We start from the raw sequence: 20648 nt of genomic DNA, 5'->3' as shown, positions 1-20648 counted from the left end.
GTTTTGTCAATCGATTGGATTGAACCGATCCCGTCGGGCGGACCTCGAGTTCGACCGAGGCCACGACGAGGTGGTCCGGGATGCGAGAGGACGCTCGTGACGACGACGACACGAACTGGGACCGCAGCACCTCCGAGGCCGACGACCCGCAGCATCACCACCGCGGGTTCCGGCCGACGCCACCGCGAGAAGCGCCCGTGGACCGCTGCCGAGAAGCGCCGTCTGCGGATCGGGCTCGGGTTCGTGTCCCCGTGGATCGTCGGCGTGCTCGTGTTCATCGGGTACCCGCTCGTGTACTCCTTCGCGATCAGCCTCACCCGGTACTCGGGCATGCAGGGCGCGACCTGGGTCGGGTTGGGCAACTACGTCGCAGCGTTCATCGACCCGCTGGTCCACACCGCGGTGGGCAACACGGTGTTCTACGCGGTGATCGCGGTGCCGGTCGGCATCGTGGTGGCGATCATCATCGCGATCGCCATGAACCAGGACGTCCGCGAGATCAGCTGGTACCGGACGGCGCTGTACATTCCGTCGCTCATCCCGACGTTCGCGCTCGCGTTCATCTTCGTCGTGCTGGTGAACCCGCAGACCGGGCTCGTGAACCAGGCGCTCAAGCTCGTGGGCGTGCCGGCGACGAACCTGCTCGGCGACCCGACGACGGCGAAGCTCGTCATCATCGCCCTCGCCCAGATGGGTGCCGGCAACGCGGCGCTGATCTTCCTCGCCGGCATGCGGGGCATCCCGAAGACGCTCTACGAGGCCGCGCGCGTGGACGGCGCGGGTCCGGTGCGGCAGTTCTTCGCGCTGACGCTGCCGCTGCTCTCCCCCGTGATCTTGTTCAACCTCATCACCGGGATCAGCAACGGCCTGCAGGTCTTCACCGAGGCGTACGTGATCTCGTCCGGGACGGGAGGCCTCGGGTCGCCGGACAACGGGACGTTGTTCTACATGCTCTACCTCTACAAGAACGCGTTCAGCTACGCGCAGCTCGGGTTCGCGAGCGCGATGGCCGTCCTGCTGTTCCTCGCCGGGATGCTCCTGTCAGGGCTCGTCTACTGGCTGTCCAAGCGGTTCGTGAACTACGACGTGACCGGGGAGTGACGCCATGACCACCGAAGTGACGAAGTCCATCACCACCGCCGCTGCGAAGGGTGACCGCGGGGCGTCCCGCAACGCCGACGGGTCCGTCCGCTCCGTCTGGTCGTCGGTCACGGCGCGCATCGTGCTCATCGCCATGAGCGTGCTGTTCCTCATCCCGATCTACTGGATGGTCATCTCGGCGCTCAAGGGCAACACCGAGCTCGGCGCCTTCCCCGCGACGTGGTTCCCGCACTGGCTCGACTGGGGCAACTTCGCCCAAGCGGTGCAGGCGATGCCGTTCTTCACGTTCTTCCGGAACACGCTCGTCATCACGGTCCTCGTGACGATGTTCTCGGTCGTGTCGAACCTCGTCATCGCGTACGGGTTCGCGTGCATCGAGTGGCGCGGCCGCGACCGGCTGTTCTACGTCGTGCTCGCGACGCTGTTCATCCCCTTCCCGGTGACCCTCATCCCGATGTTCGACCTGTACGCGCGGCTCGGCTGGATCAACACCTTCCTGCCGCTCGTGGTGCCGGCGCTGTTCGGGTCCGCGTTCTACACCTTCCTGCTCCGACAGTTCCTGCTGCAGATCCCGAAGGACCTCCTCGACGCCGCCCGCATGGACGGGGCGTCCGAGTGGCGCATCCTCTGGACGATCGTGTTCCCGCAGGCGCGTGCGGCCCTCGTGACAGTCGGCATCTTCGCCGCGGTCGGCGCGTGGAACGACTTCCTCGGACCGCTCATCTACCTGCAGGACCAAAGTGTGCAGACGCTGTCGATCGGTCTGCAGGTGTTCCGGCTCAACAACTCGCAGGACTTCCAGTTCAACCAGCTGATGGCGGCCTCGGTGCTCATCATCCTGCCGCTCGTGATCCTGTTCTTCGTGTTCCAGCGGACGTTCCTCAAGGGCGTCCAGATCGGGAGCTTCAAATGACCTCCGCGTTCAGCCGCCGATCCTTCCTGCGGGGGGCGACCGCCACGGCCGGTGCCGGTGCGCTCGCACTGCTCGCCGCGGGGTGCGCGACCGGATCCCGGTCGTCGAACCCGAACCAGGTGTCGCTCTGGGGCGTCACGGGCACGTTCGTCCCGTTCCAGACGAAGGTGATCGACCAGTTCAAGCAGCTGCACCCCGAGGTGGATGTCCGGGTGGACGTCGTCCCGTCACAGGGCACCGGGGACGCGACGAGCATCATCACGGCGGTCCGCGGCGGGACGGCTCCGGACCTCTGGCTGCTCGACCGGTTCAGTGCCGCGCAGTACGCGGCGATCGGACTCATCGAACCCATCGACGACCTCATCGCCGAGTACGAGGACCAGTCGAAGGAGGAGTTCCTGTCGCAGTGGCTCGGCTTCGCGGTCGGCGAGGTCTCCTACGAGGGCAAGACGTACGGCCTCCCGCACGACACCGATGCCCGCGGCATGTTCGTCAACCGCACGATGCTCAAGGACGCCGGGGTGGACCTCGACGAGTTCGACTGGGAGCAGAACGGCCCCGTGACGATGGACCGGATGTGGGAGGTCAGCCAGCAGGTCACGAAGAAGTCGGCGGGCGACTACACGCACATGGGCCTCTTGCCGTGGTACGGCGAGGGTTGGCCGTTCACCTGGGGCCTCGGACTCGGGGCGTCGTACTACGACCAACAGGAATCCCGGATGACGATGGACTCCGCGAGCGTCCGCGGCATCTACGACTTCTACGCCGAGTGGGCGAAGCGCTACGGGTACCGTGACGCCGACACCTTCATCGCGACCTACGAACCGACCGGCCACCCGCCGGGGCAGACCGCGTTCCTCGCGAACCGCATGGCCTTCATGGTCAGCGTGCCGTCGACCATCCAGACGTTCGACAACTACGGTCCGAAGGACCTCGACTGGACGACCGCGTACCTGCCCGTGCAGCAGGAGGGCGACCCGAAGTACACCTGGTCGGGCGGCTTCGCGCTCTGCCTGCCGAAGGGGTCGAAGAAGACCAAGGCGGTGTGGGAGCTCATGAAGTACTTCACGGGCAAGCGCGGCCAGGAGACCTACATGGTCCCCGCGACGAGCGTCCCGACGAACATCGCCGCGCTCGAGGACCCGAACGGCTCCGCGAAGTCGATCCGGTACTTCGTCGAGTCGATCACCGCGAGCACCTGCCGCCCGCCGCTGCCCGTCGGCGGCGCGTGGTGGGACTCCCTCGCCGACGCGCGCTCCAGCGTGCTCCTCGGCACCGCCACTCCGGAGCAGGCCGTCGAGCGGGCACAGAACCGCGTCGACCCGATGATGCAGACCTACGCACCGTTCGCGCTGCCGAAGGACTACGACAAGGTCCGCGTCTAGCGGACCACGACCCGACCAGCCGGCACACCCTGTGCCTCCAGGACGGACCCACCGACCACCGCGAACCGACAAGGACCCTCCCCATGCCCACCGCCCCGATCCGTGTCGCCGTCCTCGGCTTCTGGCACGTCCACGCCGGCGACTACGCCCAGCAGGCCGTCGACCACCCCGACACTGAACTCGTCGCCGTCTGGGACGACGACGAGCCCCGCGGCCGCGAGGGAGCTGAGCGTTTCGGCGTGCCGTACACCGACGACCTCGACGCGCTCCTCGCCCGGGACGACGTCGACGCCGTGACGATCACCACCTCGACCGACGTGCACCACGACGTCATCACCCGCGCGGCCCGTGCCGGTAAGCACGTCTTCACCGAGAAGCTGCTCGCACCGACCGTCGAGGAGAGCGAGGCGATCGTGCGCGCCTGCGACGACGCCGGCGTCGCTCTCGTCGTGTCGCTCCCCCGGCTGTACCACGGGTACACGCGGGCGATCACGGACGAGATCGCGAGCGGCCGCCTCGGCGAGCTCACCTCGGCCCGAGTGCGGCTGTCGCACGACGGCGCGATCGTCCCGTGGCTGCCCGAGCGGTTCTTCGACCCGGCGACGGCGATCGGCGGAGCCCTGACCGACCTCGGCTGCCACCCGGTGTACCTGACGCAGCTGTTCCTCGGCGCCGCACCGGAGACGGTGGAAGCCGTGTACCGCTCGGTCACCGGCCGCGCGGTCGAGGACCACGCGGTCGTCACGGTCGGCTACGCCTCGCAGGCGATCGGCGTCATCGAGGCCGGGTTCGTCGCCGCGACGCCGTTCACGATCGACCTGTTCGGCACCACCGGACGGGTGTCGTACACCGACGACGGCAACCGCCTCACCGCCGGTGGACCCGCGTACGGCGGCGAGACCGTCGAACTGCCGGTACCGGACGACGCCCCCGACGCCTTCGCACGATGGGTGGCGCACGCCCAGGACGGCACCCGGGCTGACGACAACCTGGCGCGCGCGATCGAACTCACCCGGCTCGTCGCCGCAGCCAACGCCGCGGCCGCGACACCCGTGCCCGCCTGACCCGCACGACACCACCAACCGGAGAACACGCATGACCACGACCCTGACCACCCCGATCCGCGTCGGCCTCATCGGCGGCGGCGGCATCGCCACGTTCCACATCAACGGCTACCGCGAGCACGCCGAGACCATCACGATCGGCGCCGTCGCCGACGCCGTCCCCGCGACCGCCGAGGCCCGCGGCACCGAACTCGGCGTGCCGTCGTTCACCGACTACCGCGAGATGCTCGACCTGGCGGACATCGACGCCGTGGACATCTGCCTGCCGCACCACCTGCACCGCGACGCGATCGTCGCCGCTGCCCGGGCCGGCAAGCACGTCCTCTGCGAGAAGCCGCTCTGCCTCACGCCCGAGGAGGCCGCCGACGTCGAAGCCGCCGTCCGCGAGGCCGGTGTCACACTCATGTGCGCCCACAACCAGCTCTTCATGCCCGCGGTCGCGAAGGCGAAGGAGCTCATCGACGGCGGCGCACTCGGCACCGTGTACGAGGTCCGCACGACCGACTCGTTCCGGAACGAGTTCGACCCGTCGAACATGGGTTGGCGCGCACATGCTTCGACGAGCGGCGGCGGCGAGCTCATCGACACCGGCTACCACCCGAGCTACCTGCTCATGCACCTCGCGGGCGGCGTCCCGGTGTCGGCGACCGCGGTGCTCTCCACCCACCGTCTGGCGTTCATGGAGGGCGAGGACTCCGCGCAGTGCCTCTTCCGCTTCGACAACGGCGCGGTCGGACAGCTCGTCACGAGCTGGGCGTACGAGCCGGCCGCCGGGACGGAGCGGTTCAGCGTCGTCGGCGAGGCCGGGTCGTTGACCAGCGACGGGACGACGCTCCGGTGGGACCTCCGCGACGGCACCAGCGAGACCGTGACGTTCGACGAGGTCGACACGTTCTCGGCCGAGATCGCCGCGTTCGGCGCGTGCCTCCGCGACGGCACACGTCCGATCCACACCGAGCGTGAGGGGCTCGCCGTGCTCGGCATGATCCTCGCCGCCTACGAGGGCGATCGCTCCGGCACGATCGCGCCGGTGCGGACGGCCGACCGCCCGGTGTCGGTGTGATCGTCAGCGACGGCGTCTCCGTGCTCGTCCGGGCCGCGGCCGACGCCGTCCGGTCGAGCGTGGGAGAACGCGCCGGGGACGTGGTCGAGGACGCCCTCCACCGGACGCTCGAGCACACCATCACGATCGAGGACGACGGCACCGCGTTCGTCATCACCGGCGACATCCCGGCGATGTGGATGCGTGACTCGACGACGCAGATGCTCCCGTACCTGCGACTCGTCCAGGCGGCAGGCCCGTCGGCGACCGCGCCGCTCGCCACCGGTGCCCGAGAGCTCGCCGACGTCCTCGTCGCGGTGGCCCGTCGGCAGTTCGCCAGCATCGCGCACGACCCGTACGCCAACGCGTTCAACCGTGGTCCGACCGGAGCGCACTACGACGACCGCGACCTCTGCGACGACCCCACCGTGTGGGAGCAGAAGTACGAGGTCGACAGCCTCGCCTACCCGGTGCAGTTCGCCGCGGCCGTCCACCGCGCCTCCGGCCGCACCGACCACCTCGGCCCCGAGGCCCACGCGGTCGCCCGGACGATCGTCGATCAGCTCCGACTCGAGACCGACCACGAGCGCTCGCCGTACCGGTTCGTCCGGGACGTGCCCGAGCCGACCGAGACGCTCGTCCGCGATGGCCGCGGCACCCCCGTCGCGGTGACCGGCATGACATGGTGCGGCTTCCGCCCCTCGGACGATGCCTGCACGTATGGGTACAACGTGCCGGAGAACCTCCACGCCGCGTCGGCGCTGGGCGACCTGGCAACCCTCGCCGCTGACGTCTGGTCGGACGACGCACTGGCTGCGGACGCGACCGCGCTCCGCGAGGGCATCCTCCGCGGGGTGTCGGAGCACGGCGTCGTGCCGCACCCGCGTGACCCCGACGCCCGCATCTACGCCTACGAGGTCGACGGCCTCGGCGGCGTGGTCCTGATGGACGACGCGAACACCCCGTCGCTGCTGTCCCTGCCGCTCGACGCGCCGGACGTCCTCGACCCGTCGGTCGCCGCCGCGACCCGGGCGTTCGCACTCGGGCCGGACAACCCCTACTGGTTCAGCGGTGCGGTCGCCGCGGGCATCGGGAGCCCGCACACGGAACCGCACCGGGTGTGGCCGATCGCGCTCGCGGTCGAGGGCCTCACCGGCACGCCGTCACGCCGCCTGGAGCTGCTCGACGTGCTGCTGGGGACGGACGCCGGCACGGGACGCATGCACGAGTCCTTCGACGTGGACGACCCGTCGGCGTTCTCGCGGCCGTGGTTCTCGTGGGCGGACGCGATGTTCTGTGAGCTCGCGTTCGCCGCGGTCGCGGACGCCGGCGCGTCGATCACGAGCGCCCCGTCCGTCGCCAAGGTGACCACCTGACGGACGGGAGGCGCGGGTCGGACCCGCCCCGCGCCTCCCGTCCGTGACGTCGTCGCGCCCGGGGACCGGCTCCCCCGGTCTACCGTCGCGCGCGACCCAGGGCGGCGGTCGCGACCGCCGCCACCGCCCCGAGCACGAGGAGGGGGCGGGTGACGCGACGCCGCTTCGCGACCCAGCCGCCGTCCGTCGCGTTGCCGGCGTCCGCCGGGGTCCAGAGGTTGCCGTCGGTCGGCGCGCCGGTCCCGCGGAGCGCGAACAGCTCGACCATCGGCTTCGTGATCTTGTGGAACAGCCCGGGGAAGCCGTACTGCAGCGGCACGAGCGAGGCCTGGACCCGCCCGACGTACCGGTAGCGCTTCGGGTGCGCCGCCGCCCGGACGACCGCGCGACCGGCGCGGTCCACCGAGACGGTCGGCGGCAGCGGGTGCGAGTTCTTCCCGGTGTAGTTGGCGCCGTTCTGGTAGATCGGGGTGTCGATCGTGGACGGGAGCAGCGTCGTGAACCGGATGCCGGTGTGCGCGAACTCGTCGCCGAGGACGTCGATCAGGCCGAGCGCGGCGTGCTTGCTCGTGACGTACGCCGACTGGTACGGCGCGGAGAGCAACGACTGGATCGAACCGACGAGCACGTACGTGCCGGAGCCGCGCTGCCGCCAGTGCGGGAGCAGGTGCGTGATCGCGTTGAGGTGGCCGTAGAGGTTCGTGTCGACGACGCGCTTGAACGCCGCCGTCGGGGTCTGCTCGAAGAGGCCGTAGACGAACAGCGCGGCGTTGCCGACGAACACGTCGATGCGGCCGAACCGCGACGTGACCGTGGCGACGAGGTCGGCGACCTGGTGCTCGTCGGCGACGTCGGTCGGGATCGCGACCGCCTCGGCGCCGAGCGCGCGGCACTCCGCGGCGGCGGCCTCGAGCGAGTCGTGGCTCCGGGCGGCGAGGACGAGCGTGGCACCCTGCCGGGCGAAGGCGTGTGCCGCCGACCTCCCGATCCCGCTCGATGCACCGGTGATGACGACGATCTTCCCGCGGAACCGTTGTGACATGGGGTCAGTGCTACGCGGTGGCGGCTCCGTCCCCGTCCAGGGCCGGGTGGCCGTGCGGCGCGACCACGTGCGCTGACCCGGGGCAGCTGTCACGATGGGCGCATGCGCAAGGACGACCTCACCGTCGACGAGGCGACCGTCATCGCCCAGCACGCCCGCGACGGCGTGCTGGAGCTGGACGACCCCGAGGTGCGGAAGGTCGTCGAGCAGGCGAACCGCGTCCTCGTCCGGGCGCAGATGTGGGGCGACGAACCGAGTCCCCGACTCCGGCGGCGGCGGAAGGTCATCGCGATCGGGGCGCTCGTGATGGTGCTCGTCTGGGTCGCCGGACTGCTCGTGCCGCTCGCCGTCCGGATCGGGTGACCGCGGCGCGCCGGAGTGTCGAGACTTGCTCCGCTCAGCTGCACCCGGTTGACTCGACACGATGACCAGCACGGCGGGCCCCACCGCGACCCCCAGGACCTGGACCGTCTCCGCGAGAGAGGACACCGGTCCGATCGTGCTCGTCGGACTCCGCTCGTCGTGGGCACCCCTCGCGAAGCAGACCGTCGTCGCCGCGCTCGTCGTCGTCGCCGCGGTCCTGAGCGTGACCACCCCGTGGCTGACGGTCACCGACGCGCCACGGATGTGGACCGGCGTCGCGCTCGCCGTGGCCGGCCTGCTGCTCGCGGGCGTCATGGCGCGCTGGCCCGGCGTGGCACGGGCGGAACTCGTCGTGCCCGCGATCGACTTCGTGGCGATCGGTCTGCTCCGGTACGGCACGGGCGACTCGCGGTCGGTCTTCCTCGCCGTCGTGGTCCTGCCGGTGATCTGGATGGCGGCGCGCCCGGGACGTCGACACGTGCTCTACCCGCTCCTCGGGACCTGCGCCACACTGCTGCTGCCGTTCCTGCTGGAGATGACCGAGCCGCGCGCGAGCGAACTCGTCCGACTGGCCTTCGCGGTCATCGTCTACGGGGCGACCGCGGCCGTCACCAACGAGCTCTCCCGGCAGGCGGACCGCCGGCTCAGCACCGCACAGCGTCGGCGACGCGTGGCGGAGGGCGAGATCGACCGGGCCGCGCTCGTGCAGCAGTCGCTCCTGCCCGCGTCCACCGACGGGCTGCCGCCGGAGCTCCGCGCGATCGGGGTGTGCATCCCGGCGAAGACCGTCGGCGGCGACTTCTACGACTGGTTCCCGACCCCCGACGGCGCCGCGTTCACGGTCGGTGACGTCATGGGCAAGGGCGTCGGCGCCGGCATGATCGCCGCCGCCGTCCGCTCCCTCGTCCGCAGCACCGTCGACGAGACGGACGCGGCCACCGCGATCCGCCGTGCCGCCGCCGGACTCGCCACCGGCACGTCGGACGTCGAGAGCGCGCAGTTCACGACCTGCTTCCACGTGCGGATCGACCGCGACGGACACGCACGCTGGGTGGACGCCGGGCACGGGCTGACCCTGCTCCGCCGTGCCGACGGGTCCGTCCGGTCACTCCGCTCCGGCCACCTGCCGATCGGGGTCGGGACGTCGTGGTCGAGCGAGACGACCGACCTCGCCCCCGGTGACCTCATCGTGAGCGTGAGCGACGGCGTGCTCGACCTGTTCGGTGGCGACCTCGACGCGCTCGACCGCTTCGAGGCCTGGGTCGCGGAGCGGTCGCACCCGCAGCAGCTGGTCGACGGGATCGCCGAGCTCGCGCACCGCGGTGAGCACCCGGACGACGTCACGGTGCTCTGCGTCGCCTACCGCCCCTGACACCTCCGACTCGGCGCGGACCGGACGGATCGACCGCGAGGGGTGGCGGCGCCCGCGCGGATGGGGCATGATCCGACGACCGCACACCCACCGCGCCCAGGGAGCACGACATGGACGACACGGTCGACCGTCGCCGGTTCATGACCTCCGGCATCGCCGTCACGGCCGCCGCGGCGCTCGGCGCGAGCACCCTCGGACGGTCGGCCCCCGCCGCAGCGGCCGCCGGGACGCTGCTCGCCGCAGACGAGTTCGACGGCCCGGCCGGCAGTGCGCCGAACAGCGCCGTCTGGCGGTTCGACCTCGGCGCCGGCGGCTGGGGCAACGGCGAGCTCCAGACGTACACGGACTCGCGGCGCAACGCGGCCCTCGACGGAACGGGCAACCTCGTGATCACGGCCCGGCGCGAGGCGGACGGCTCGTACACCTCGGCACGGCTCAAGACCGAGGGCACCACGACGGCGCAGTACGGCCGGATCGAGGCACGCATCCGGATGCCCCGCGGACAGGGGATCTGGCCGGCGTTCTGGATGCTCGGCGCCGACATCGGTTCGGTCGGTTGGCCGGCCTGCGGTGAGATCGACGTGATGGAGAACGTCGGGTACGAACCGGCGGTGGTGCACGGGACGGTGCACGGACCGGGGTACTCCGGCGCGCAGGGCGTGTCGGCCGCCTACCGGAACCCGACGGGAGCCGCATTCGCCGACGGCTTCCACGTGTTCGGCGTCGACTGGCGCCCCGACGCCGTCACCTGGACGGTCGACGGCACCGCCTACCGGACGGTGACCCGACAGGACGTCGGGACGAACCCGTGGGTGTTCGACAAGCCGTTCTTCGTCGTGCTGAACGTCGCCGTCGGTGGGTCGTGGCCCGGCTCGCCCGATGCGTCGACCCGCTTCCCGCAGCAGATGACCGTCGACTGGGTGCGGGTCTCCAGCAACGCCTGAGCGCCGTCCGAGGCCGATGGGACCGGGCCACCGCTGGGCGCGTCGCGCGTCAGGGTCGACCGCGCCCGTTCCGCGCGATGAGCCACAGGTACGTGCTGTGCCCGATCAGCGCGAGGCCGAAGAACACCGCGGCGACGGCGTAGACACGGTCGAGCTTGCCCTGGCCGATCACGAGCATCACGATGCAGAACACGACGGCCACCGCGAGCACGCCGACCTGCACCGTCGACCAGATCCGTCGGAAGCGCGGCATGCCCGTCTCGTTCACGACTCCATGGTGCCAGATGCGGTCAGTGCTGCCGGAGCGCCTCGATGAGCTCGGCCTTCCGCTTCGACGAGTACCCGGTGAGTCCGAGCTCCTTGGCCCGGCGCTTCAGGTCCGCCACGGTCCAGTCGTCGTAGGAGCCGGACTCCCCGCCCTTCTTCGCGACCGCGTGCTCGCCCCGCGCCGCTGCGGCGTTGCTGATCCGCGCCGCCTTCTCCTTCGAGGCGCCCTCCTTGCGGAGCTCCTCGTACATGTCCGGCTTCTTGAGTTGGTTCGGCATGGCGCACACCGTACGCCCGGGCGTCTCAGTGCTTCTCGGGGTCGTTGCCCCAGTTCATGAGCGAGTACCGCCACGGAGTGTCGTGCACGTCGCCCTCGGGCCGCTGCTCGGCGTGCCGGGCGACGTACCCGACGACCTTCCGCATGTGCGCGTAGTCGTCCTTCGTGTAGTCCGCCTGGTGCTTCTCGAGGATCCGGATGATGTGCCGACCGCTGGCATGCCCGGTCGACTCGCCGCCACCCGGCGGCTTCTGCCCGACGTGCTTCGACTCGTCCGTGTCGAGCCACTTCCGGAGCTCGGACGCCGTCATGTTCACGGCATCGGCGAAGTCCGCACGGGTCTGCTGGTCGTCATCACTCATCCGACCACCGAACACCGCACTCCTGGAAACGGTTCCAGAGGCCGTCCGGTTCGCTGGGTGGGAACCGATGAGAGGAACCGCACCATGCCCACCGACCAGTACGAGCCCGCCGACCCGCGCACCCGCTACCCCGACGTCCGACCGGAGCCGCAGACGCAAGCCGAGCCGGGCCTCCAGAGCCGCATGGACCCGGTGCCGGACCTCGGCGAGTCGACCTACCGCGGGAGCGGCCGGCTCGCCGGCCGGAAGGCGCTCATCACCGGCGCGGACTCGGGGATCGGCGGCGCGGTCGCCATCGCCTTCGCCCGCGAGGGCGCGGACGTCGCACTCGCCTACCTGCCCGAGGAGCAGTCGGACGCGGACCACGTCATCGAGCAGATCCGTGCCGCCGGCCGGACCGCCGTGCCGGTGCCGGGCGACCTGCGCGACCGGGACTACGCCTCGACGCTCGTCGAGCAGGCCGTCGCCGGACTCGGTGGGCTCGACGCCCTCGTCAGCGTCGCCGGCAAGCAGCGGTGGCAGCCGGTCGTGGAGGACCTGACCGACGAGCAGTTCGAGGCGACGTTCGACGTCAACGTCTTCGGGCTGTTCCGCGTCGTCCGCGCGGCGCTCCCCCACCTGCACCCCGGATCGACGATCACCACGACCGCGTCGATGGAGGCCTACAAGCCCGCTCCCGACCGGCTCGACTACGCCGCATCGAAGGGGGCGATCAACAACCTGTCGAAGGGGCTGTCCCAGGCACTCGTCGAGCGCGGCATCCGCGTCAACATCGTGGCACCCGGGCCGACGTGGACGGTCCTGCAGCCGAGCGGTGGCGTGGACCCGGAGTCGCTGCCCGACTTCGGCTCGAGCGAGTCGCCGATGGGCCGCGCCGCACAGCCGGCGGAGCTCGCACCCGCCTACGTCTTCCTCGCCTCGCACGAGTCGAGCTACGTCGCCGGCGAGACCCTCAACGTCAACGGCGGCATGGTCACCCCGTGACGAGACCATCCGGAACCCGCCGGGACCGACACGACCGGGAATGGAACGGGTGTCCCCGGCGTACCACCCAGCACCGAACGCGAAGGAGCACCCCATGAGCCACGACCTCCACGAGAGCACGGCCGTCGACGTCCAGCGGACCTGCCTGCCGGCCACGACGCTGTCCGCGCTGCACGACGAGCGCACGCCGTCCTTCGGGCGCTGGCTGGGCCAGATCAACCACCAGGACTGAGCGTCACACCCCCGGGGCCACCGGCGGCCGAGCGGATCCCGACGACGGGGCCTGCTCGGCCGCGCTCGTCCAGGGCGCCCCGTCGGACAGCCCGCCCCCGGCCGCGGTCGCGTCGGACACCCCGTCGGACGGCCCCCCGGCCGACGCGGACGCTTCCGTCGCGGACGCCGCCACCGCGGCCGCGAGGGCGACGGCCGCCGTGGCGTCGCGGGACGGTCGCGCCGTGGACGGTCCGAGCTCACGGATCCGCCGAGCCGGCACCCCCGCGTACACCCCGCGCGCGGTGAGGCGACCCCGCACCACCGCGCCGGCCGCGACGACCACGTCGTCCTCGATGACGGTGCCCGGCAGGACGACGGCCCGCCCGCCGATCCAGACCCGCTCGCCGATGTCGACCGGCCGTCCCGTGGCCTCGTCGCTCCACGTACCGTCCTCGCCGATCTCGTGGTGGCTCGTCATCACGAGCACCTGCATCCCGATCGCGGAGTGCGCGCCGATCCGGACCGGGGCGACCGCCTCGATCGTGACGTTCCGGTTGAAGTAGACGCCGCGGCCGACCGTGAGGTTCTGCGGATCGCCCGTGATCGAGCACAGCGGCCCCGGGCTCGACCCGAGGTGCGCGCCGCCGAGGATCCCGATGACCCGCCGCAGGGCCCGGGGCAGGAACGGCGACCCGAGCAGCAGCGTGAAGAGCGTGTACTCGCGTGCGTGGATGACGTCGTCCCGCAGTCGTGAGCCGAACGTGGACGGAGCTTCGCTGTGTGCGGCCATGCCGCCTCCAGGTCTCGCGGGTGGACGTGTGCGTCCTCGCACACAGCCGGAACGCTAGGTCGCGCCCGCCACGACGGACAACGCGGCAGCCGCGGCGTTGCGCGATTCTTGCGGTGTCCGACCGCCGGTTCCCGCACTGCTACCGTGCTCGCATGTCCTGGGGCCGACGCTACTTCGCGGTCCAGTCGATCGCGGGAGCCGCCTGGTGGATCGCGGTGTGGACCGTCGGCGGGGTGCGCACCGCGACGCTCGGCTCGCTCGACCCGGCCCTCGTCGCCGTCGTCGACGTGCCGCTCTTCGTCGTCGCGTCCGCCCTCGCGGCCCTCGGTGTCCGTGCGGCAGCCCTCGTCGCCACCGTCTGGACGGCGCTCGTCGCGGTCGCGCTCGCCGCCTGGGCGACCTGGACGACCGAGGCCGGCGTCGGCGTGCTCGTCATGCTCGGCGCGACGGTGGGATCGGCGCTCGCGCTGGCGCTCGTCACGCTCGGCCGGATCCCCACCGAGTGGTCGACGACCGGTCCGCTCCGGTTCCGCACCGCCGACCCCCGGGCCGGGCGGCGTCGACACGTCCTCGGCACCGTCCTGCAGATCACCGTGTTCTGGGGCCTGTTCCTCGGGGTGCTGCCACTCGTCATCGCCGCAGCGGAGCACCGGTGGCTACTCCACCCGGCGCTCCCCGGCGGGGTCGTGATCGCCGCGGTCGTCACCGGAGCGGTCGTCCTCGTCGCCGCGAGCGCGCTCGGCATCGCGTCCGCCGCGGCCATGTCCACGCAGGGCGCCGGGACCCCGCTGCCGTCCGCGATGCCGAACCGGCTCGTGATCGCCGGCCCCTACCGTTCCGTGCGGAACCCCATGGCGCTCGCCGGCATCGCCCAGGGCGTCGCCGTCGGCCTCCTGCTCACCTCGTGGATGGTCGTCGCGTACGCGCTCGCCGGCGCCGTCGTCTGGAACTGGGTCGTCCGGCCGCTCGAGGAGGCCGACCTCGAGCACCGGTTCGGTGACGACTTCCGTCGCTACGCCGCGCGCGTTCGGTGCTGGGTGCCGCGCCGACCGGTCCCGGCGAGCGCCCCCGCGGACGCGATCAGCCCGCCGCGCCGCTGATGTTCACGAGCCAGGTGACCCCGAAGCGGTCGGTCACCATGCCGAACGTGTCGCCCCACGGGGCCTTCGTGAGGGGCTCGATGACGGTCCGCGCACCGTCGGCGAGACCGTTCCAGTAGCGGGTCAGGGCTTCCTCGTCGTCGCCGCTGAGGGACACCGAGATGTTGCTGACGTCCGGGCCCTCCATGCCGGTCGGAGTGTCGGAGGCCATGAGCAGCAGGCCGTTCTCGCCCTCGAGCTGCCCGTGCATGACCTTGTCGGCGTCGGCGGGGTCCTGCGCCATGCCGGCCTCGCCGAACGTCGAGACGGTGAGTTCGCCGCCGAAGACCCCGTGGTAGAAGTCGAGCGCGTCGCGGGCCTGGTCGCGGAGGCCGATGTACGGGTTGAGCCGGACGGACATGGTGGACTCCTCGCAGGTGGTGCACGGGCGCCGTCGTCCGTGTCGCGTCGATCGTCCCAGACCGGCCGTCCGCACGGAACCCCACGGGCGGCCTGCGGAAGCACCCCGGCCGGCCCGCAGCAGCACCCGGCCGCACGAGCACCCAGCCGCACCCGCCTAGCATCGTGAGGATGCCCGACCCCCGCCCCGACGAGTTCATCCGCGTCCGCGGCGCCCGCGAGCACAACCTGCGGGACGTGGACGTCGACATCCCCCGCGACCGCATCGTCGCCTTCACCGGCGTCTCCGGCTCCGGCAAGTCGAGCCTCGCGTTCGGCACCGTGTTCGCCGAGGCACAGCGCCGCTTCCTCGAGTCCGTCGCCCCGTACGCCCGACGCCTCATCGCGCAGGGCTCCACCCCGCACGTCGAGTCGATCACGGGGCTGCCCCCGGCCGTGGCCCTGCAGCAGCGCCGCGGTGCCCCCAGCGCCCGCTCAACCGTCGGCACGCTCACCACGCTGTCGAACTCGGTGCGCATGCTGTTCTCCCGCGCCGGCACGTACCCTCCGGGTGCCGACCGGCTCGAGTCGGACTCGTTCTCACCGAACACCGCCGCCGGCGCCTGTCCCCGCTGCCACGGCCTCGGCACCGCGCACGAGGTCACCGAGGCGTCCGCGGTCCACGACGACTCGCTCAGCATCCGCGACGGCGCGATCACCGCGTGGCCGGGCGCCTGGCAGGGCAAGAACCTCCGCGACGTGACGGCCGTGCTCGGCTACGACATCGACCGGCCGTGGCGGGAACTCCCCCGCGCCGACCGCGACTGGCTGCTCTTCACCGAGGAGCAGCCGGTGGTCGAGGTGCACCCGAAGCGGGACCGGGTCGCCAAGCCCTACCGCGGCCGGTTCTGGAGCGCGCGGCAGTTCGTGCTGCACACCCTCGCCGACTCGCAGAGCGAGACCCAGCGCACGAAGGCCCTGCAGTACGTCGAGTCCGGGCCCTGCGGCCTGTGCGGCGGCACCGGCCTCACCCGGGCCGCCCTCGCCGTCACGATCGGCGGGCACAGCATCGCCGAGCTGGGCGCGCTGCCGATCACCGCGCTCGCCGACGTGCTGCGTCCGATCGCGGCGATCACGGACCCGTCGGCGGCGACGTCGCGGGCGACGTCGGGCGAGCACTCCGAGGTGGCCGTCGCCATCGCCGGGGACCTCGTCAGGCGTCTCGACGTCCTCGTCGGTCTCGGCCTCGGGTACCTCGCGCTCGCCCGGTCGACGCCGACGCTGTCCCCGGGCGAGACGCAGCGGCTCCGGATCGCAACGCAGCTCCGTTCCGGGCTGTTCGGTGTCGTGTACGTGCTCGACGAACCGAGCGCCGGGCTGCACCCCGCCGACGCCGAGTCCCTCGTGCAGGTGCTCGACGACCTGCGGGCCGGGGGCAACAGCGTCTTCGTGGTCGAGCACGACATGAGCATCGTCCGTCGCGCCGACTGGATCGTCGACGTCGGGCCGGGCGCGGGCTCCGGCGGCGGCACCGTCCTGTACAGCGGCCCCGTGGACGGTCTCCAGCACGTCGACGAGTCGGTGACCAGGCGGTTCCTCCACCCGGCCGGCCCACCTGCGGTCCGCACACCGCGGGAACCGATTGCCACGCTGGCCCTCCGGGACGTGACGCTGCACAACCTGCACGGTCTCGACGTCGACGTCCCGCTCGGGGTCCTCACCGCGGTCACGGGGGTGAGCGGTTCCGGGAAGTCCTCGCTGGTCGGCGGTGTGCTCGCCACGCACGGCGCGGACCACCCGCTCGTGACCCGGGTCGTCCAGGTCGACCAGAAGCCGATCGGCCGCACGCCCCGCTCGAACCTCGCCACCTACACGGGCCTGTTCGACGCCGTCCGCCAGGCCTTCGCCGCCACCGATGCCGCGCGCGAGCGCGGCTGGGGCGCCGGACGGTTCTCGTTCAACGTCGCCGGCGGTCGCTGCGAGGTGTGCCAGGGCGAGGGCTCCGTCTCGGTCGAGCTGCTCTTCCTGCCCGGCAGCTGGGCGCCGTGCCCGGAGTGCCACGGCGCCCGGTACAACGCCGAGACGCTCGAGGTCCGCTGGGACGGCGCGAGCATCGCCGACGTCCTCGGCATGACGGTCGACGACGCGGCCGACTTCCTCGCGGCGATCCCCGCGGCGTCGCGCGGACTCGAGACCCTCCGGCAGGTCGGTCTCGGCTACCTCCGCATCGGGCAGCCCGCGCCGGAGCTCTCCGGCGGCGAGGCGCAGCGCATCAAGCTCGCCACCGAGCTGCAGCGTGCCCGGTCCGGCCACACGCTCTACCTGCTCGACGAACCCACGACCGGGCTGCACCCGGCCGACGTCGAACTGCTGTCCGAGCAGCTGTCCCGGCTCACCGACGCCGGCAACACCGTGGTCGTCGTCGAGCACAGCATGGACGTCGTCGCGGCGGCCGACCACGTCATCGACATGGGTCCCGACGGTGGGGACGCGGGCGGCCTGGTGGTCGCCGCGGGGACGCCGGCGACCGTCGCGGCGTCCGCCGCGAGCCGGACCGCCCCGTACCTGCGGGCGCAGCTGGGGCTCTGAACCGGGTCTGCTCACGGACGGGAGGCGCGGTGCGGGGCTGGACCGCGCCTCCCGTCCGACCCGGTGCGGGTCTCGCACCCCGCACCGGCCACTGAGTGGCCATCAGCTTTTCATCCCTCAGGAGGATGCACCGGCGGCCGGACCGGAGCATGCTGAGCGGTGTGTGGGGAGTCCGGTCGTCCGCGACCGCGGTCGTGGGGGCCGCGGTCGCGACGCGCCGGACGGTACGGACGGTGTCCTGAGCCACGGGGCCGCACGTCCTGCCACGATGGACGGCATGACCTACACCGCCAGCGGCGACCGCTACGACACCATGACCTACCGCCGCACCGGGAACTCCGGCCTCGACCTGCCGCTGCTCTCGCTCGGCTACTGGCACAACTTCGGCGACGACGTCCCCTTCGAGACGCAGCGCGCGATCAGCCGCCGCGCCTTCGACCTCGGCATCACGCACCACGACCTCGCGAACAACTACGGCCCGCCGTACGGTGCCGCCGAGCTCAACTTCGGCCGGCTCATGCGCGAGGACTTCCGTCCGTACCGCGACGAGATGATCGTGTCGACCAAGGCCGGCTGGGACATGTGGCCCGGCCCGTACGGCCAGGGCGGCGGCTCCCGCAAGTACGTGCTCGCCTCGCTCGACCAGTCGCTGCAGCGCACCGGCCTCGACTACGTGGACGTCTTCTACTCGCACCGCCTCGACGCCTCCACCCCGCTCGAGGAGACCATGGGCGCGCTGCACACCGCCGTCCAGCAGGGCAAGGCGCTCTACGTCGGCATCTCCTCGTACGACGCCGAGCGCAGCCGCCAGGCCGCCGCGATCCTGCGCGACCTCGGCACGCCGCTGCTCATCCACCAGCCCTCGTACTCGATGCTGAACCGCTGGATCGAGACCGAGGGGCTGCTCGACGCCGCGAGCGAGCTCGGCTTCGGCGTCATCGGGTTCACCGCACTCGCGCAGGGGCTCCTGACGGGCAAGTACCTCGACGGCGTGCCCGAGGACTCGCGCGCCGCCGCCGGCAAGTCCCTCGACGCGTCGAGCATCACCCCGGAGGTCGTCGGCCACCTCCGCGCCCTGAACGACGTCGCCGCCGCCCGCGGCCAGTCCCTCGCGCAGCTCGCGCTCGCCTGGGCGCTCCGCGACGAGCGGGTCACGTCGCTCGTGATCGGCGCCTCGCGCGTGTCCCAGATCGAGGACAACGTCGCGGCGCTGGCGAACACGTCCTTCACCGACGAGGAGCTCCGCACCATCGACGAGCACTCCGTCGGCATCACCGACGTCGACCTGTGGGCCGGTGCGCGCGCCGGTCAGGTCTCCTGACCCGGGACCGTCACCAGGTGGCGGGCAGGAGGCGCGGTGCGGGCCCGCACCGCGCCTCCCGTCCTGCAGACGGTCGCGTCCACGATCCGGTGGGCCCTGCCGGGATCGAACCGACGACATCCACGGTGTAAACGTGGCGCTCTACCAGCTGAGCTAAAGGCCCTCGCGTCGAGTCTACGGTGTCGACCACCCCGACCGATGTTCAGCCACAGCCTTACTTTCGGCGATATGAAGTCGTATCCTTAACACGTGCACGCCGACCCTGTCATCGCGGTGATCGTCGACCTCGTCGACTCCCGCACCCTCGACGACCGCTCTGCGGCCCAGCGCGACGTCGAGCGCGCCTTCGACGGTACCCCAGCGGTCGAAGCGGTCGATCCGCTGCGCGCAACCGTCGGGGACGAGTTCCAGGTGATCTACGCAACGCTGGCCGACGCGCTCGTCGCGACCACCGCGGCGATCCTCGCGCTCCCGCCGACCGTGCAGATCCGGTTCGGGATCGGCCGCGGCACGGTGCGGTCGATCGGCACGGGAGCGGTCGGCCCCCTGCAGGACGGCCCCGGGTGGTGGTCCGCGCGCGACGCCATCAACGAGACCCACCGCCGCGAGGACGGCCGGACTGCGTTCCTCCGGGCCTGGTACCACGACGCCGAGGACCGGTACGGAGCGACGGAGCGACTCGTGAACGCCTACTTCCTGAGCCGCGACCACGTCGTCTCGCGCCTGACCCCGCGTGCGCGGCGGATCGCCCTCGGACTGGTCCAGGGCCGGACCCAGGCGCAGATCGCCGCCGACGAGGGCATCACCCCGTCGGCCGTGTCGCAGTCCGTGCAGAAGTCGGGTGTCGCCGCACTGGTCGAGGGCCTCCGGGTCCTCGGGGACGGGGGCCGCTGATGCTCGCCGGGATCCTGCTCGCCCTCATCGGGACGGCCGACGTGGTGCGCGCCCGGACCGGCACCGACGCCGCACCACGCCGCGTCCTGGCGACGGTCGTGGTCGTGCTGCTGTGGATCGGTGTGGCGGTCGTCGCCGTGCTCGGCCTCGGGCTCACGCTCGGGTCGGTGGCCATCGCGATCGTGCTCGCCGCCCTCTGGATCGCCACGACGACACCCGTGCGACCCGCCGACACCCGGGCGTCCGCCACGCCACGACCGGTCTGGTGGCGTCGTTCGGGTTCGTGGCCGTCGGTCCTGCTCGCGGTCGCCCTCGCGGTGCTGCTGCTGTCGACCCCGTCCGCCGATCCGTCGGGGTTCGTCGTCGAGTGGCAGCGCGGGTCCGCCCCGGGGTTCGTCGCCGCCGTCCCGCTCGCCGCGATGGTCGGTGGCGTCGGTGCGGCGCTGTTCCTGGTCGACTCGGCGAACGTGGTCGTCGCCCAGGCCCTGCCGCCCGGGCTCTCCCCCGACACCGTCGGCCGGGCGGTCGCGGACGACGGCGGGCGACGGCTGTTCGGACGACGTCCCAGACGAGATGCCCCCGCAGCCGAGCGCGAGCGCGCCGGCGACGACGACGACGGCACCGTGCTGCTCAAGGGCGGCCGGATGATCGGTCCGATCGAGCGCCTGCTGCTGGCCGGCTTCTCGCTGGTCGGGGCCTTCCCCGTCGTCGCGGCCCTGATCGCCGCCAAGGGCATCGTCCGCTTCCCGGAGATCCGCCGCGAGACGACCGGGTACCAGGCGGAGTACTTCCTCATCGGCAGCCTGGTGAGCTGGGCGATGGCGTTCGCCGCGGCCGGCATGTGCTGGCTGCTCGCACAGGGCTGACACGC

Annotated in this window: 22 protein-coding genes and 1 tRNA gene; 16 read left to right on the top strand and 7 right to left on the bottom strand. The window is 71.8% G+C overall.

All coding sequences use genetic code 11. The features are described 5' to 3' along the window. Positions 1-96 precede the first annotated feature (96 nt). From ACNQOV_RS11645 to ACNQOV_RS11620, 6 genes are all read left to right on the top strand, one after another. The gene (locus tag ACNQOV_RS11645; RefSeq protein ID WP_416394596.1) at positions 97-1101 is read left to right on the top strand and encodes a carbohydrate ABC transporter permease; all 1005 of its coding nucleotides are present in this window, start codon (positions 97-99) and stop codon (positions 1099-1101) included. Positions 1102-1105: 4 nt separating this feature from the next. Next, complete coding sequence (locus tag ACNQOV_RS11640) at positions 1106-2014, top strand: carbohydrate ABC transporter permease (RefSeq protein ID WP_416394595.1); 909 nt, start codon at positions 1106-1108, stop codon at positions 2012-2014. Next, the gene (locus ACNQOV_RS11635; protein ID WP_416394594.1) at positions 2011-3399 is read left to right on the top strand and encodes an extracellular solute-binding protein; all 1389 of its coding nucleotides are present in this window, start codon (positions 2011-2013) and stop codon (positions 3397-3399) included. Before ACNQOV_RS11640 ends, ACNQOV_RS11635 begins: the two co-directional genes overlap by 4 nt. 83 nt (positions 3400-3482) lie before the next feature. Beyond that, positions 3483-4463 (top strand): Gfo/Idh/MocA family protein, encoded by a 981-nt coding sequence (locus ACNQOV_RS11630; protein ID WP_416394593.1) that lies wholly within the window; start codon positions 3483-3485, stop codon positions 4461-4463. A 31-nt stretch (positions 4464-4494) separates the two neighbouring features. Then, positions 4495-5526, top strand: coding sequence for a Gfo/Idh/MocA family protein (locus ACNQOV_RS11625; protein ID WP_416394592.1), 1032 nt, complete (start codon positions 4495-4497; stop codon positions 5524-5526). After that, entirely contained in the window at positions 5523-6881 is a 1359-nt protein-coding gene (locus ACNQOV_RS11620; RefSeq protein ID WP_416394591.1) for a glycoside hydrolase family 125 protein, read from the top strand. The genes ACNQOV_RS11625 and ACNQOV_RS11620 overlap by 4 nt, the downstream gene beginning before the upstream one ends. A 79-nt stretch (positions 6882-6960) precedes the next feature. On the opposite strand, the gene ACNQOV_RS11615 is transcribed toward ACNQOV_RS11620, so the two are convergent. Further along, positions 6961-7923 carry an SDR family NAD(P)-dependent oxidoreductase gene (locus ACNQOV_RS11615; RefSeq protein WP_416394590.1) on the bottom strand — a complete coding sequence of 321 codons (963 nt, stop codon included), beginning with the start codon at positions 7921-7923 and terminating at the stop codon, positions 6961-6963. A 102-nt stretch (positions 7924-8025) separates the two neighbouring features. Between ACNQOV_RS11615 and ACNQOV_RS11610 the strand changes: the two genes are divergently transcribed. From ACNQOV_RS11610 to ACNQOV_RS11600, 3 genes are all read left to right on the top strand, one after another. Next, positions 8026-8286 (top strand): hypothetical protein, encoded by a 261-nt coding sequence (locus ACNQOV_RS11610; protein WP_402262381.1) that lies wholly within the window; start codon positions 8026-8028, stop codon positions 8284-8286. Positions 8287-8347: 61 nt separating this feature from the next. After that, complete coding sequence (locus ACNQOV_RS11605; protein ID WP_416394589.1) at positions 8348-9658, top strand: PP2C family protein-serine/threonine phosphatase; 1311 nt, start codon at positions 8348-8350, stop codon at positions 9656-9658. Between the two features lie 110 nt (positions 9659-9768). Continuing rightward, positions 9769-10602 (top strand): family 16 glycosylhydrolase, encoded by an 834-nt coding sequence (locus ACNQOV_RS11600; protein WP_416394588.1) that lies wholly within the window; start codon positions 9769-9771, stop codon positions 10600-10602. 49 nt (positions 10603-10651) lie between these two features. On the opposite strand, the gene ACNQOV_RS11595 is transcribed toward ACNQOV_RS11600, so the two are convergent. From ACNQOV_RS11595 to ACNQOV_RS11585, 3 genes are read right to left on the bottom strand one after another with little or no spacing between them, the layout of a single operon-like run. Next, positions 10652-10870 carry a hypothetical protein gene (locus tag ACNQOV_RS11595; protein ID WP_022906489.1) on the bottom strand — a complete coding sequence of 73 codons (219 nt, stop codon included), beginning with the start codon at positions 10868-10870 and terminating at the stop codon, positions 10652-10654. A 22-nt stretch (positions 10871-10892) separates the two neighbouring features. After that, positions 10893-11147 carry a DUF7218 family protein gene (locus ACNQOV_RS11590; protein WP_031261845.1) on the bottom strand — a complete coding sequence of 85 codons (255 nt, stop codon included), beginning with the start codon at positions 11145-11147 and terminating at the stop codon, positions 10893-10895. 25 nt (positions 11148-11172) lie between these two features. After that, complete coding sequence (locus ACNQOV_RS11585; protein WP_031261847.1) at positions 11173-11508, bottom strand: DUF3140 domain-containing protein; 336 nt, start codon at positions 11506-11508, stop codon at positions 11173-11175. 84 nt (positions 11509-11592) lie between these two features. Here ACNQOV_RS11585 and ACNQOV_RS11580 point away from each other — a divergent pair, with 84 nt between their 5' ends. Together ACNQOV_RS11580 and ACNQOV_RS11575 are read left to right on the top strand one after the other, a co-directional pair. Continuing rightward, the gene (locus tag ACNQOV_RS11580) at positions 11593-12492 is read left to right on the top strand and encodes an SDR family oxidoreductase (protein WP_022906491.1); all 900 of its coding nucleotides are present in this window, start codon (positions 11593-11595) and stop codon (positions 12490-12492) included. Between the two features lie 94 nt (positions 12493-12586). Continuing rightward, complete coding sequence (locus ACNQOV_RS11575; protein ID WP_187290475.1) at positions 12587-12724, top strand: hypothetical protein; 138 nt, start codon at positions 12587-12589, stop codon at positions 12722-12724. 3 nt (positions 12725-12727) lie between these two features. Here the strand turns inward: ACNQOV_RS11575 and ACNQOV_RS11570 are convergent, their stop codons facing one another. Then, a complete protein-coding gene (locus ACNQOV_RS11570; RefSeq protein ID WP_416394587.1) occupies positions 12728-13495 on the bottom strand; it encodes an acyltransferase in 768 nt (255 codons plus the stop codon). 152 nt (positions 13496-13647) lie between these two features. On the opposite strand from ACNQOV_RS11570, the gene ACNQOV_RS11565 reads away from it, so the two are divergent. Then, a complete protein-coding gene (locus tag ACNQOV_RS11565) occupies positions 13648-14595 on the top strand; it encodes a methyltransferase family protein (RefSeq protein ID WP_416394586.1) in 948 nt (315 codons plus the stop codon). Here the strand turns inward: ACNQOV_RS11565 and ACNQOV_RS11560 are convergent. Beyond that, a complete protein-coding gene (locus ACNQOV_RS11560; protein ID WP_022906496.1) occupies positions 14576-14995 on the bottom strand; it encodes a VOC family protein in 420 nt (139 codons plus the stop codon). The genes ACNQOV_RS11565 and ACNQOV_RS11560 overlap by 20 nt on opposite strands. A gap of 170 nt (positions 14996-15165) precedes the next feature. On the opposite strand from ACNQOV_RS11560, the gene ACNQOV_RS11555 reads away from it, so the two are divergent. Both ACNQOV_RS11555 and mgrA read left to right on the top strand, forming a co-directional pair. Then, positions 15166-17562: an ATP-binding cassette domain-containing protein gene (locus ACNQOV_RS11555; RefSeq protein WP_416394585.1), complete on the top strand. Its 2397-nt coding sequence runs from the start codon at positions 15166-15168 to the stop codon at positions 17560-17562. A gap of 277 nt (positions 17563-17839) precedes the next feature. Then, positions 17840-18883: an L-glyceraldehyde 3-phosphate reductase gene (gene mgrA, locus ACNQOV_RS11550; RefSeq protein ID WP_402262359.1), complete on the top strand. Its 1044-nt coding sequence runs from the start codon at positions 17840-17842 to the stop codon at positions 18881-18883. Between the two features lie 90 nt (positions 18884-18973). Here mgrA and ACNQOV_RS11545 read toward each other — a convergent pair. Further along, positions 18974-19046: transfer RNA gene (locus ACNQOV_RS11545), tRNA-Val, on the bottom strand. An 86-nt stretch (positions 19047-19132) separates the two neighbouring features. Here ACNQOV_RS11545 and ACNQOV_RS11540 point away from each other — a divergent pair. After that, on the top strand, positions 19133-19777 hold the full coding sequence (locus ACNQOV_RS11540) for a SatD family protein (RefSeq protein WP_416394584.1): 645 nt from the start codon (positions 19133-19135) through the stop codon (positions 19775-19777). Continuing rightward, positions 19777-20643, top strand: a complete 867-nt coding sequence (locus tag ACNQOV_RS11535; RefSeq protein WP_416394583.1) for a hypothetical protein — start codon at positions 19777-19779, stop codon at positions 20641-20643. The genes ACNQOV_RS11540 and ACNQOV_RS11535 overlap by 1 nt, the downstream gene beginning before the upstream one ends. Positions 20644-20648: the final 5 nt, after the last annotated feature.

It is taken from the genome of Curtobacterium sp. LFS084 (genome assembly GCF_047977705.1).
Classification (GTDB): Bacteria; Actinomycetota; Actinomycetes; order Actinomycetales; family Microbacteriaceae; genus Curtobacterium.
Note: the sequence above shows the minus strand (reverse complement) of the source record. Positions and strands in the feature narration are given on the sequence as shown.

Bases quoted from the DNA above. Each gene is read 5' to 3' on its own strand.
- ACNQOV_RS11640 (WP_416394595.1), top strand. From the start codon at position 1,106: ATGACCACCGAAGTGACGAAGTCCATCACCACCGCCGCTGCGAAGGGT.
- ACNQOV_RS11635 (WP_416394594.1), top strand. From the start codon at position 2,011: ATGACCTCCGCGTTCAGCCGCCGATCCTTCCTGCGGGGGGCGACCGCC.
- ACNQOV_RS11630 (WP_416394593.1), top strand. From the start codon at position 3,483: ATGCCCACCGCCCCGATCCGTGTCGCCGTCCTCGGCTTCTGGCACGTC.
- ACNQOV_RS11625 (WP_416394592.1), top strand. From the start codon at position 4,495: ATGACCACGACCCTGACCACCCCGATCCGCGTCGGCCTCATCGGCGGC.
- ACNQOV_RS11615 (WP_416394590.1), bottom strand. From the start codon at position 7,923: ATGTCACAACGGTTCCGCGGGAAGATCGTCGTCATCACCGGTGCATCG.
- ACNQOV_RS11610 (WP_402262381.1), top strand. From the start codon at position 8,026: ATGCGCAAGGACGACCTCACCGTCGACGAGGCGACCGTCATCGCCCAG.
- ACNQOV_RS11605 (WP_416394589.1), top strand. From the start codon at position 8,348: ATGACCAGCACGGCGGGCCCCACCGCGACCCCCAGGACCTGGACCGTC.
- ACNQOV_RS11600 (WP_416394588.1), top strand. From the start codon at position 9,769: ATGGACGACACGGTCGACCGTCGCCGGTTCATGACCTCCGGCATCGCC.
- ACNQOV_RS11590 (WP_031261845.1), bottom strand. From the start codon at position 11,147: ATGCCGAACCAACTCAAGAAGCCGGACATGTACGAGGAGCTCCGCAAG.
- ACNQOV_RS11585 (WP_031261847.1), bottom strand. From the start codon at position 11,508: ATGAGTGATGACGACCAGCAGACCCGTGCGGACTTCGCCGATGCCGTG.
- ACNQOV_RS11580 (WP_022906491.1), top strand. From the start codon at position 11,593: ATGCCCACCGACCAGTACGAGCCCGCCGACCCGCGCACCCGCTACCCC.
- ACNQOV_RS11575 (WP_187290475.1), top strand. From the start codon at position 12,587: ATGAGCCACGACCTCCACGAGAGCACGGCCGTCGACGTCCAGCGGACC.
- ACNQOV_RS11570 (WP_416394587.1), bottom strand. From the start codon at position 13,495: ATGGCCGCACACAGCGAAGCTCCGTCCACGTTCGGCTCACGACTGCGG.
- ACNQOV_RS11565 (WP_416394586.1), top strand. From the start codon at position 13,648: ATGTCCTGGGGCCGACGCTACTTCGCGGTCCAGTCGATCGCGGGAGCC.
- ACNQOV_RS11560 (WP_022906496.1), bottom strand. From the start codon at position 14,995: ATGTCCGTCCGGCTCAACCCGTACATCGGCCTCCGCGACCAGGCCCGC.
- ACNQOV_RS11555 (WP_416394585.1), top strand. From the start codon at position 15,166: ATGCCCGACCCCCGCCCCGACGAGTTCATCCGCGTCCGCGGCGCCCGC.
- mgrA (WP_402262359.1), top strand. From the start codon at position 17,840: ATGACCTACACCGCCAGCGGCGACCGCTACGACACCATGACCTACCGC.
- ACNQOV_RS11535 (WP_416394583.1), top strand. From the start codon at position 19,777: ATGCTCGCCGGGATCCTGCTCGCCCTCATCGGGACGGCCGACGTGGTG.